At 37.6% G+C, this 12,357-nt stretch carries 8 protein-coding genes; 3 read left to right on the top strand and 5 right to left on the bottom strand.

Annotation, left to right across the window (positions count from 1 at the left end; translation table 11 throughout):
- Positions 1–23 precede the first annotated feature (23 nt).
- From E5N72_RS17940 to E5N72_RS17930, 3 genes are all read right to left on the bottom strand, one after another.
- Positions 24–416, bottom strand: a complete 393-nt coding sequence (locus E5N72_RS17940; protein ID WP_135926485.1) for a hypothetical protein — start codon at positions 414–416, stop codon at positions 24–26.
- 89 nt (positions 417–505) lie between these two features.
- Entirely contained in the window at positions 506–916 is a 411-nt protein-coding gene (locus E5N72_RS17935; RefSeq protein WP_135926484.1) for a GFA family protein, read from the bottom strand.
- 153 nt (positions 917–1,069) lie between these two features.
- On the bottom strand, positions 1,070–1,552 hold the full coding sequence (locus E5N72_RS17930; RefSeq protein ID WP_135926483.1) for a GAF domain-containing protein: 483 nt from the start codon (positions 1,550–1,552) through the stop codon (positions 1,070–1,072).
- A 69-nt stretch (positions 1,553–1,621) separates the two neighbouring features.
- Here E5N72_RS17930 and E5N72_RS17925 point away from each other — a divergent pair, with 69 nt between their 5' ends.
- The 3 genes from E5N72_RS17925 to E5N72_RS17915 are packed head-to-tail and all read left to right on the top strand — an operon-like array spanning position 1,622 to position 8,744.
- Positions 1,622–6,268, top strand: a complete 4,647-nt coding sequence (locus tag E5N72_RS17925) for an ATP-binding protein (RefSeq protein WP_135926482.1) — start codon at positions 1,622–1,624, stop codon at positions 6,266–6,268.
- Between the two features lie 20 nt (positions 6,269–6,288).
- Positions 6,289–7,494: an EAL domain-containing response regulator gene (locus E5N72_RS17920; RefSeq protein ID WP_135926481.1), complete on the top strand. Its 1,206-nt coding sequence runs from the start codon at positions 6,289–6,291 to the stop codon at positions 7,492–7,494.
- 26 nt (positions 7,495–7,520) lie between these two features.
- Positions 7,521–8,744, top strand: coding sequence for a response regulator (locus tag E5N72_RS17915; RefSeq protein WP_135926480.1), 1,224 nt, complete (start codon positions 7,521–7,523; stop codon positions 8,742–8,744).
- 49 nt (positions 8,745–8,793) lie between these two features.
- Here the strand turns inward: E5N72_RS17915 and E5N72_RS17910 are convergent, their stop codons facing one another.
- Together E5N72_RS17910 and hutH are read right to left on the bottom strand one after the other, a co-directional pair.
- Complete coding sequence (locus E5N72_RS17910) at positions 8,794–10,794, bottom strand: urocanate hydratase (protein ID WP_135926479.1); 2,001 nt, start codon at positions 10,792–10,794, stop codon at positions 8,794–8,796.
- The gene (gene hutH, locus E5N72_RS17905) at positions 10,794–12,299 is read right to left on the bottom strand and encodes a histidine ammonia-lyase (RefSeq protein WP_135926478.1); all 1,506 of its coding nucleotides are present in this window, start codon (positions 12,297–12,299) and stop codon (positions 10,794–10,796) included. The genes E5N72_RS17910 and hutH overlap by 1 nt, the downstream gene beginning before the upstream one ends.
- Positions 12,300–12,357: the final 58 nt, after the last annotated feature.

Raw genomic sequence — 12,357 nt, 5'->3', positions numbered from 1 at the left:
TTTCTTTGTATTCCCAGTTACATTTAAATTAAGTGAGCAGCTGATTTGTCTAATTTAGTTACATAAGCTTTGAGCTCTGCAAGCTGAAGTTTTTCGCCTTGGTGAGCATTCATCGCTTTGGCAAAATAGCTATTGGCTTGCTGCTGATCACCTGCATGCTCATGAATGATTCCAATTCGAAGATAAGTAAAAGCAAGATTATTTGGGCCTATTTCTGTTTGCAGAGTTTTAGCAGTATCAAGCTCAAGAATTCTTGCAAGTGAATTTAACGCATAGAGCGCACTATCATGTGAGCCATTTATGTACTGAGAATGAGCAAGTTCTAGCTCTTTTTTAAGAAACTCAGCTGTAATTTCATTTGCGTTTGTAGGTACTGCTAACGAGACTAAAGCAGCTAAGGTTAAAACTTTAAACATATTAAACCTCCCTTTAAAATGTGTTTACAGATTAATCAAACGAGATTAACTGGTCAAACTTTATACAAGAAAGCAAATTATCAACGAGCTTAATCGCGACCAAAACCAATCAACTTTTTGCCATTTAGGCCATTTTTATGCCATTCGGTTTGCTCTTCACAGAAAATCTGCGCATCTAATTCTTTACTTGGCTCTTCGTTTAGACTGCCTGCAGGAACAAGCAAATAACTGTTATCTTTTGCAGTGAATGGCAAAGCGGAACCACAGGTTTTACAAAACGCCCGTGATAACGCACGACCAGGGTAATTAAATCGCGTAATGTGCTGTTGGCCTTTTACCCATTCAATAGCATCCGGCGAGGTAAACAAATTTGCGGCATGTGCTGTGCCTGATAATTTTCGACACTGCTCGCAATGACAAAAGAAAAAACGTTTAAAGTTGTCAGTTACTTTGTAGCTTACTTCACCACAACAACACCCACCGGTTAGAGTTTTTGCCATTATATGCTCCTTATTATTGTGTTATAAAACGGCGTTTAACAATGCGCTAAAAATTAATTTTAGGTAATAAAAAAGTTTATACTGACATTCAGTATAATCTATGTGATTGATACAGATTAGAAAACAATTTACGACGAAAAACAATAAAGATAATTAATTTTCAATTAGTTGCATTACATCTGATGCTAGTTTGACTAAAATTTGAGTATCATTTTCAGAAAAATCTCTTGGCTGTGTATCAATAATACAAAGTGTCCCAAGTATAACACCAGTCTTAGCAATCAAAGGTGCTCCGGCATAAAAGCGGATATAAGGCTCCCCAGTAACAAGCGGATTATCTAAAAAACGTTCATCAAATAGAGCATTAGTAACTATCAAGGGTTTAGTATCAAGGATTGCATGACCACAAAATGATATATCACGAGGGGTTTCGCAAACATCCAGCCCTACTTTAGATTTAAACCATTGACGGTGCGAATCTACAATACTAACTAATGCGATCGGAACACAAAACAGTTTAGCTATAAAATCTGTAATTCGATCTATATCAACATTTTCTTCTGAATCTAACAAATTTAACGAATTCAGATATTCAAGCCTCAAAGTTTCATTTTCAGGTTGTATTGGAACCTTCATTTTCTCGCCATTAGACAGATTGTATTAATAAACTATAGTTTCCATTAACCGTTTTTGTTAGGACCTGATGTGAATTATTTTATTAAGTTCATTCTGTACTTTCTTTTATCAATTATTGGCATATCACTCTTTTATGTCGAAATTAACGAGTACAACCAACAAAAGGTCTTTAACAAAAGCCTTAATCAATACATTGTCAACCTTGAAGGGCTAGCTAAAGTAAATAACCTTATTTTTTCCCTGCAACGTGAACGCGGAATGTCAACTGGGTTAAAGGGTGAAAAGAATTATTTAGAGCGACTTAACACCTATATCAAGGCAACTAATTTTAGCATTGATGATGTGAAAGCGGCCGATCAGTCAGATTATTTTAAGGAGTTTGCGACGCAAGTTGAAAATGACATAAGGTCTATTAGAAATGAAAACCAACTAGCAAGTAAAAGCAAAGAAAGTATTTTTAAAAGCTACTCGGTTTTAATTACCCTGCTATTAAAAAAAGTACGAATTGTTGAAGCCGAGCAGCAGTTTTTTATTCGCCAAAGTAATGATAATAACCTTGAAGCGTTAGATTTATACACTTTACTAAGAGCAATTGAATTAGGTGGGCAGCTCAGAGCAAAAGTTGCAAGATACATAACATCTGAAGATGAACAAGTTAAATTAGTAGTCTTACGAGAAGCACTTAATCTTCATTCTCAACATAATTCATTGATTAAAAATTTATTTAATGACCAAGATGCTAATATCTACAATAATCAAAACAAGCTATTAATAGAAAATTTAATCAACTCACTATCTCAAGGCAAAGCAACTGGAAAAATCACCAAGTTTGAATGGTGGGATATCAGTACAGCTTATTTGAATGAGCTTATAGAACACAGTAATACCATCATCTCTGAAATGCGGTTGAGTGCACAAAAATTGAAGACGCAAGGTGAAGAAAAGACTTTGCTTGCACTTTGCTTTGCCGTTATTGGCGGGATATTATGTGTTGCTTCAATATGTATGATTATTCGGCTATTATCGCTAAGCAAGGACAAGCGTTTAAACTACAGTACTGCAACCACAATTCAACTTATTATTACCTTTGTGGGAATAACCTCTGTTTTGTTTGTTGAACACTATGCAAGTCAAAAACTTTTAAAATATCAATCAAACATTGAGATATTAAGAAACCTAAACCTTCAAGCGATAGATAATATCTATACATTTGACCAACTTTGGCAAAAGCAGAAAGCCAATCAAATGTTGAGCGCACTTTCCTCCATACAACATCAAAATCATCTAGATTTTAACGATATGGATCTAGATGAGCCCCGTGATCTTCAATTTCTAAATAGTATGAACCTGCAAAGTATCATCCAATCTGAGCGTGAAGCTATCAATGAAGGTCGAATTATTTCAAAAGCAATTGAGACACCTGCAAATGGTGTTATTTACCTCATCGCAGGTTTAAAAATCTCGCAAAGTGGATTAACTAATACACTCATAGTCTATGAGGTGAGTCTTAACCATTTGATAGCTAAAGCGCGAGAGAAAATAATCACATTAGAAAATATGCCCAGAGCTGGTTACTTTGTAGAAGACGACTTACTTTCATTTAAAAGCCTGATAAACAACAATTCTAATCAATATGATAAATCAGAGCTACTCAGTGCATATGTATGGGATCAAGAGCTAAATTTAGGGAGCTACTCATATGAAAGCTCAAAAAATAAAAATGCGTTTTTATCTACCATTCAAAGTAAATTTATCTGGCAAGTTAGTTCGTTGTTTTTCTTATTTCTACTAATCCTATATGTAAGTAATAAGTCACAACAAAAAAATAGAAAACAAGCAATACTCGCACAAGACAATATAAAAACAAGACAGCTATTTATGAGTGCTTCCGAACAGCTCGCTTCTATTGGCAGTTTTGAAGTAGACATAGAGACAAAATGGGTAAATACATCTGAAGGATTTAGAAACTTATTCAATCTTCCTTTAGATACTGAATTCGTAAAAATAAAAGCTATCCTAAAGCGTTTTGATCAAACTCAGCGAAACAAAATTATTAACCAATTAAAAAACCAAAATTTAATGCAAACCTCTGAGTTACAGTTAACGCTTGCAGAACGTCAAACAAGACACTTCAACCTTGTTTCAAAAATACGCTTCAAAGAAAGCTCTCAAACATACACATTAGTTGGTGTTGTAAAAGAGACAACGACTCAAGTTTACGAGTCCGAAAAACAAAAAAGGATCCAGCTTGAATTAGACTCAGCTCGCAAAGAAGCTCTTAACAAAATGAGTGAAGCTGAAAAAGAAAGAAAAGAGACACAAAAACTACTGACAATTAAACGCTCTACAGAGAAGCTGCTACAAGAAGCAATAAATGCTTTTCCGGCTTCGATAATTATGCTTAATAGTGAGCAAGAAATTACGATGAAAAACCTTTACCCTGATCCGCTTGTTACGAGCCAAGTTAATACAGCTACATTCATGGGGGTTGAAATATCAAAAGGAGATAACGTACTAAATATTATTAAAAATTTACCTTTAGTTGAAAAAGATGAATTACTAGATATGTTACATAGCAGTTCTGCAGCAGAAGAATATTGCTGCGAATTAAAATGCAAGTATCTCGTTGACTCTTTTGAGTATTGGTTTGAAATCTTATTAAAGAATATTGCCACTGATTCGGGAAAATACACCTTAATTTACCAAACGAATATAACCAGTAATATAAATTCAGCTAAAGAGTTACAAGCTGCTAAAGTGAATGCAGAATTAGCAAGTGAAGCTAAATCACGTTTCTTAGCAACCATGAGCCATGAAATTAGGACACCTATGAATGGCGTAATTGGAATGTTGGATATGTTGGGTGAGTCACATTTAGACCCTGAACAACAACATTTAGCACATGTAGCGAAAAGCTCAGCATTAATTTTACTTCGTATAATCAATGATATTTTAGACTTTTCTAAAATTGAAGCGGGTAAAATGCAATTAGAATACTTAGCATTTGATTGGCTAGACATAATTAAAGAGTTAGCTGAGCTGCTGGCCTACCAAGCTAATAATAAAAAATTAAAGTTAGCCTTTTACTTTTCTTCTGAATTAGCAATTAAACAGCTAGGTGACCCTGTAAGGCTAAGACAAATTTTACTTAACCTAGTAGGAAATGCGCTTAAATTTACTAAAACAACAGCGACTTTATCTGGGTTAATAGAAGTGTCTATAACGCCAAGTGAGCAGCCAGGCTTCTATTTAATCGGTGTAAAAGACAATGGTAAAGGCATGTCGAATCAACAAGTAGATAAACTTTTTACACCTTTTGAACAAGCAGATAACAGCATTCAGCGCCAATATGGCGGCACAGGTTTAGGGTTATCTATCACCAACAAACTGGTTGGCATGATGCAGGGTGAAATTGATTGTCAAAGTCTCGAAGGTGTTGGTAGCCAGTTTGTTGTAAAGTTACCACTTAATGCGCAGCAAGAAGTCGCAGACTTTTCGTTCAAGCTTACAGAAATAAAAATTGCCGTTGTCGGTGATGAAGATAAGTTTGAAACCGACTTAAATGCTCACCTCACTAGACTGCAAGCTAATTGCGAAGTGATCCCAAGAGAATTATTCAATGCGCAACTAGTCGATAGTCAAAGATATGACTATCTTATTATCACTGCAGAGTCTTTCCAGCAGCTTACTACAGAAGGCAAAGACGTATTCATAGATGGTAGTCGTTGCCATTATATCTTACTTGATAATAACCAAGATAAATTACCTAAACCAAGCAATGTTAATATCTCTAGTCTGCCTTTATACCCATACTATGCCTCAAAGGTGAGTACACACATAGCACAATTAGAAAATATCATCGCTAAAGAAAATGAAGACTCCCGAAGCTTAAACTCAGCAATGTCACTACCAAGTATTAAAGAGGCTGAGCGCTTGCAAGAGCTAATACTTGTTGTTGAAGACAATGTTTATAATCAAGACTTATTTAAACGCCAGTTAGCAACTCTGGGCTTTCAATGCGTCATTGCAGACAACGGCAAAATAGCACTGCAATTGCTAGAGCAATTTGATTTTGCGCTAATTATTTCTGATTGCCATATGCCAGTGATGGATGGTTATGAGTTCACAAAACAAAGGCGCATCATTGAAAAGCAAAATAACCTGCCTGCATTACCAATTATCGCCGCAACTGCTAATGCTTTAGATGGCGAAGAGCAAATTTGCTTGGCGTGTGGCATGAATGACTATTTAGCGAAGCCAATATTACTGCAAGAATTGAATAAAAAATTAAAACGTTGGTTAAATGGTAAATCGACACAACCAATTGAGAAGGAAGATCAAGCATCTCAAATTAGCAAGTTACAAACTGAGTCTAGAAACAAAGCTCCTTTTATACAATTAGACGTGCTAGAAAACTATGTAGGAACAGATAAAAGCCTACAAAAATTGTTTCTAGAGAAATTTGTTAGCGACTCAGAGAAGCTAATTAACCAGTTGAATCTTGATGAGCCTAATAATATTAAAGATATTGCCCATCAGCTAAAAACTTCTGCTAAAACGGTAGGGAGCAACCAACTAGCTGACACACTTCAAGAATTAGAAGAGGTGAGTCAGAAAGGATCATTACAAGAAATCGAAATGTTAATTAAGCAGTGTAAAATGCTGTTCAGGAGTGCACAAGATGAAATTACATCTATACTAATTAATACTAATTAAGACACCCAAGGGTAGAACGTATGTTGGAGCAACCTCCTTTGATTCTAGCCATCGACGATAGTCAACTTGTATTAACGCAATTAGAGTTTCTAATTTCTAATCAAACACCGTGTAAATTCATTGGTTTTGATTGCGGTTATAAGGCTTTATCAAGCCCCGAGATCCATCAAGCTTCTCTAATCTTATTAGACATGAATATGCCTTCTATTGATGGTGTAGAAATGCTAAGAAAGCTAAGCGAGTTAAACCTTCAGCAACCGTTAGCTCTATTAAGTGGTGAGAACAGCCTTTTTCTTAAAAATGCCGCTTCACTCGCCTCCCTGCACGGCTTGAATATTATATCATGCATTGAAAAACCATTATCAGTTAGTAAGTTGGCAGAGTTATATAAAGCACTATGTCAGTTTAATAAAGCTCCCCCTTCACAAAAGAAAGATATCACTTATCCAAGTGAAGAGATAATCAACGCACTTTATAAACACGAATATATCGCTTACTTCCAGCCTAAAGTATGTAGTAGAACTGAGAAGATTATTGGTGTTGAGACGCTTGCGAGATGGAATCACCCACAAAATGGTATTGTTTCACCATTCTACTTTATTGAGACACTAGAAAGTGCAAATCATACAGCTGAGCTCACCAAGCAACTCTTAAAACAAACTGTAGAATTTTGGTCTATCAACAGAACCTTATTATCGAACCTTCAATTTAGTATTAATATTAGTGCCAATGAACTCAGTGATGTTAGTCTTCCTGAAAAACTTGAGCGCATATGCACCGATGCTTCCATGCCCACTTCACAGATCACCCTAGAGCTAACGGAAAGTAATATTATTAACAATATACGTTCTTCGTTGGATGTTCTTTTACGGTTTAAACTAAAAGGCTTTAAATTATCAATTGATGATTTTGGAACAGGCTATTCTTCAATGAAGCAACTTAATGAGCTTCCCTTTGATGAACTCAAAATTGATCGCTGTTTTGTCAACGGAAGTGCCGAAGATCCAAGTAAAAAAGCAATAGTAGTAAGTACCTGTGAAATCGCCCATAAACTCGGTTTAGATATTGTAGCCGAAGGTGTTGAGAAGTTTGAAGATCTTCTATTGATAAAAAACCTTGGTGTTAAGTCAATTCAGGGGTTTTATTACTTTAAGCCATGCACTCAAACTGAGTTTTTACAACTATTTCAGCAAAATAAAGAAGTTACTTACTCAAATTCTTTATAAAACGACTAGTAAATGAGCCACTATCAATGCAAATAAAAGTCGACCACGCGCAAAGAAGACCAAAAGTTATCATTTTATGTGACAAACCTACAGAGTTAGCTGGTGCAGTAGAAGTACTTTCTTCTCAAGTTGATGAATTTAGAACACTAACAAGCCATAAAGATGCTGAAGAGGTTATCGCTACCACAGAGCCAAAGCTCATTATTCTTGCCAGAGAGAGTGTCTCAAAAAGCATTGAAAGTTATAAATTACTTGCTGAGTCTGGATTATTAAATTATCCGCACGAAAATATTCTACTATGCGAAAATAAAGAGTCAGGGATCGCTTTTAAATGTTGTATTAAGGGTATTTTTTCTGATTACTTTGTTTATAAACCTATGTACGAAAATTATCGCTTTAAGATGATTTTACATAACGCGCTAAAACGAACTCAAAGCCAAACTGAAGTCAATAAACTCAGAGATGAACACTTTGGTAAAATTGACGACGATTTAAAAAACTTAATTGATGAAGCTGCTAGTTATCGCAGTCAAGCCACTGAGACTTTAAATAATGCCCGTGAAAAGCTGAATAATCATAAGGGTATAAATGTCTTACAAGACCAATTACTACAAGACCTACAAAAAGAGCACCTGTCACCGTTAATCGACTCTTTAGAGTCTCAGCTTGAAAAAGTAGCTGAGGAGCTTAAAAAGAGGTTACAAGAAAGACGCTTTTCTCTTGCTGAACTTGCTGCGTTATTAAATGAAAAAGATAATTCTGACACAGCTGAAACCGTTCAAGAAACAAAAAATAAAACTGCTGAAATGAAAGATAAACCTTCTCCCATTCCATCAGAACAGCATAGTACCCTCTCTGAGACGCCACAAAAAAAGAGCGATATAAAAATTATGGTGGTAGAAGACAACGAATTTTACAGGGAAATGGTATCGAGGATTTTGATTGGAGAGGGATATCAGGTCGTCAGTGTTGAAAGCGGGCTAGATGCAATAAAAAAACTGAAAAAACAGCGCTTTTCACTCGTGTTACTAGATTTATTCATGCCTAATTTAGATGGGTATAACACAACTAAAAACTTACGCAGTATCCCAAATTGCAAAAACCTGCCAATTGTTGCAATTAGTGCCAACAAAAATAAAGAGATCATTCGCAAGTGGGCAACCCTTGGCTTAACTGCCTACATTACCAAACCTTCCACAAAGTCTTCTTTGTTAAAGGCAGTTGATAAAGCATTACTGCAAACACTATAACCAGCCCGTTTTTAATCAAAAACGAGCTGGTTTAGTATTTTATGCAAAATTAGAAATCTAAGTTTGATAAAACGTCATCATCAACGTTATTAGACAAGGTCACTTTAAGTTTAGGGGTACGAGCCATTTCACGTTTAATCGCAAAATTAGCTTCTTCGTTACGCGCCCAACTACGACGAGCAATACCGTTGTTTACATCAAATAATAGCATAGATTTCAAACGACGCTCGGCAGCTTCACTACCGTCTAGTAGCATACCAAAACCACCGTTGATCACTTCGCCCCAGCCAACACCGCCACCATTGTGGATAGATACCCAAGTAGCACCACGGAAACCATCACCAATTACATTGTGAATCGCCATGTCTGCTGTGAAGCGGCTACCATCATAAATGTTTGATGTTTCACGGAAAGGTGAGTCCGTACCACTTACGTCATGGTGGTCACGCCCAAGTACAACTGGCCCTATCTCGCCACGGTTAATGGCATCATTAAAGGCTTTAGCGATTTCAGCTCGGCCTTGTGCGTCTGCATATAGAATACGAGCTTGCGAGCCAACAACGAGTTTGTTTTGCTTCGCATCTTTAATCCAAGTGATGTTGTCTTGCATTTGCTGTTGGATCTCTTCAGGCGACTCCGCCATGATTTTATTTAAAACATCTGCAGCAATGGCATCTGTTTTATCAAGATCTTCTGGTTTACCTGAGGTACATACCCAGCGGAACGGGCCAAAGCCGTAGTCAAAACACATCGGGCCAAGAATATCTTGTACGTACGATGGGTATTTAAAATCAATACCATTGTCGGCCATTACATCGCCACCAGCGCGTGATGCTTCTAACAAGAACGCATTACCGTAATCAAAGAAGTAAGTGCCTTTTGCCGTGTGCTTGTTAACAGCATCAGCATGGCGTTTAAGTGTCGCTTGTACTTTTTCTTTAAATACTTCTGGCTCTTCACGAATTAAACGATTTGACTCTTCATAGCTGATATCAACCGGGTAGTAACCGCCTGACCATGGGTTATGAAGTGAAGTTTGGTCTGAACCTAAGTGAATGAAAATATCTTCTGCTAAGAAGCTTTCCCATACATCAACCACGTTCCCGATAAAGGCAATTGAAACTACTTCTTCATTTTGCTGAGCCGTACGTACACGCTCAACAAGCTCTGGCATGTTATCGATTAGCTCATCAACCCAACCTTGTTGGTGACGCTTAATAGCCGCCTTAGGGTTAACCTCAGCACATACGGTTATACAGTTAGCAATGTTACCCGCTTTAGGCTGCGCACCACTCATACCACCTAAACCAGCAGTTAAGAAGATCTTACCTTTTGGTGATTCGCCTTTTTCAAGCACTTTACGGAATGCATTCATTACCGTAATAGTTGTTCCGTGAACAATACCTTGTGGGCCAATATACATAAATGAACCCGCAGTCATTTGACCGTATTGAGTTACACCCAGTGCATTGAATTTTTCCCAATCATCCGGTTTTGAATAGTTCGGGATCATCATACCGTTAGTCACAACCACGCGCGGTGCTTCTACTGATGATGGGAATAATCCCATAGGGTGACCAGAATACATATGAAGCGTTTGATCTTCTTCCATTTCGCTTAAGTACTTCATGGTTAATAAGTACTGCGCCCAGTTTTGGAATACCGCACCGTTACCACCGTAAGTGATAAGCTCTTCTGGGTGCTGTGCTACTGCGGGATCAAGGTTGTTGTCGATCATTAACATGATAGCGGCAGCTTGCTCACATTTAGCCGGATAATCGCTGATTGAGCGCGCTTTAAGTTCATAGTTAGGCTTAAAACGATACATGTAAATACGGCCAAATTGCTTAAGCTCAGCGGCAAATTCAGCGGCTAATTCTTTGTGCCATTCTTTAGGGAAATAACGCAATGCGTTACGAATCGCTAATTGCTTTTCATCAGCCGATAAAATGTCTTTACGTTTTGGAGCACGGTTTGCATCACTTGGATACGGTTTTGGCTCTGGCAATACGCTTGGAATACCTTGCTTAATTTGTTCTTGAAAAGTCATTATTTGCTCCCTAAATTTACTGTGAACGCTTGTGATTTAACAATTGCAACCATGGCATCAATGTCTGGCTTAAGTAAGCGGTCTTCTTCTAGTTTGGCAACTTTACTGCGAATTAATGCAAAGTTTTCTTCAATAATGTCTGAGCACTTGTTAGGACGTCTAAATTCGATTGCTTGTGCGGCATACATCAACTCAATAGCAAAGATTTTATCTAGGTTGCCTAAAATCTGGTTTAACTTACGACCAGAGATACTCCCCATAGATACGTGATCTTCTTGGCCCATTGATGTTGGTACGCTGTCTGCTGATGGTGGGAAACACAATGACTTATTTTCTGTAACCAGAGCAGCGGTTACATATTGCGGGATCATCATGCCTGAATTTAAGCCACCCGATGTGGTTAATAAGCGTGGTAAGCCGTGTAAACCCTCAAGCAATAAGTAACAACGACGATCAGCAATGTTACCAAGCTCAGCCGCAGCTATAGATGCATAATCTAAAGCCATAGCTAATGGTTGACCATGAAAACCACCACCCGAAATCGCTTCTTCCTCACTAATAACAATTGGGTTATCAGTCACTGAGTTCATTTCTATCTCTGCAAGCTCTTTTAAGTGGTAATACGCATTGCGTGACGCACCATGAACTTGAGGAATACAACGCAGTGAATAAGGGTCTTGTACACGATCACAATTGGTATGTGAGGCCATATTCTCAGAATTAGCAAAAAAGCTACGCATACGCGCGGCAACTTCAACGTTGCCTTTAAAAGCTCGAATTGCGTGTAACTCTTCTCGGAACGGTGATTGGCTACCTTGCATACCTTCAATGCTCATAGCGCCTGCAATATCTGCAAGGTCTAATAAGTAACGCATTTTAGTAAGCGCTGTAATGGCGTGCGATAAAATAAACTGAGTACCGTTGATTAACGCAAGACCTTCTTTAGCGTGCAGATCAAGTGGCTCTAAGCCATGCTCTTTTAATACCTCTGCCGCGGGTTTGATTGTGTCGTTTACCCAGAACTCGCCTTCACCCAAAAGCGGTAAAAATAGGTGTGATAATGGTGCTAAGTCACCCGATGCGCCAACTGAGCCTTGCTCTGGTACAACCGGGATAATATCTAGTTCAATAAACTTAAGCATACGCTCAACAACAGTTAAACGAATACCTGAAAAACCTTGGCTTAATGCATGTACTTTGGTGATTAGCATTAACTTTGAAATAGGCTTAGCTATTGGCTCACCCACACCAACAGCGTGTGTGATCAATAAGTTCTTTTGTAATAGGTTTGTTTCTTGTGGAGAAATTTGTGTATCACACAGTGGACCAAAGCCCGTATTGATACCATAAATGGCTTTATCTGAGGCAGCCATTTTATCTACGTTTTGGCGGCTTTTATTTATTTTATCAATGGCTTCTTGGCAAAGCTCTGCCTGTAACGTACCGGCTGCAATCGCATTAACGTTATCTATCGTTAATTGGTCAACACCATACTTAAATGTCATTTATAACTCCTAAAAAACAGGATTAAGTTTTAATTATTGGCAGTCTAGCTTGCTCTAG

Source organism: Pseudoalteromonas sp. MEBiC 03607, from assembly GCF_004792295.1.
In the GTDB taxonomy this organism is placed as follows: Bacteria; Pseudomonadota; Gammaproteobacteria; order Enterobacterales; family Alteromonadaceae; genus Pseudoalteromonas; species Pseudoalteromonas lipolytica_C.
This window is presented reverse-complemented; position numbering and strand designations above follow the sequence as displayed.

Coding starts and splice junctions, on each gene's coding strand:
- E5N72_RS17915 (WP_135926480.1), top strand. CDS start 7,521: ATGCAAATAAAAGTCGACCACGCGCAAAGAAGACCAAAAGTTATCATT.
- E5N72_RS17920 (WP_135926481.1), top strand. CDS start 6,289: ATGTTGGAGCAACCTCCTTTGATTCTAGCCATCGACGATAGTCAACTT.
- E5N72_RS17910 (WP_135926479.1), bottom strand. CDS start 10,794: ATGACTTTTCAAGAACAAATTAAGCAAGGTATTCCAAGCGTATTGCCA.
- E5N72_RS17930 (WP_135926483.1), bottom strand. CDS start 1,552: ATGAAGGTTCCAATACAACCTGAAAATGAAACTTTGAGGCTTGAATAT.
- hutH (WP_135926478.1), bottom strand. CDS start 12,299: ATGACATTTAAGTATGGTGTTGACCAATTAACGATAGATAACGTTAAT.
- E5N72_RS17935 (WP_135926484.1), bottom strand. CDS start 916: ATGGCAAAAACTCTAACCGGTGGGTGTTGTTGTGGTGAAGTAAGCTAC.
- E5N72_RS17940 (WP_135926485.1), bottom strand. CDS start 416: ATGTTTAAAGTTTTAACCTTAGCTGCTTTAGTCTCGTTAGCAGTACCT.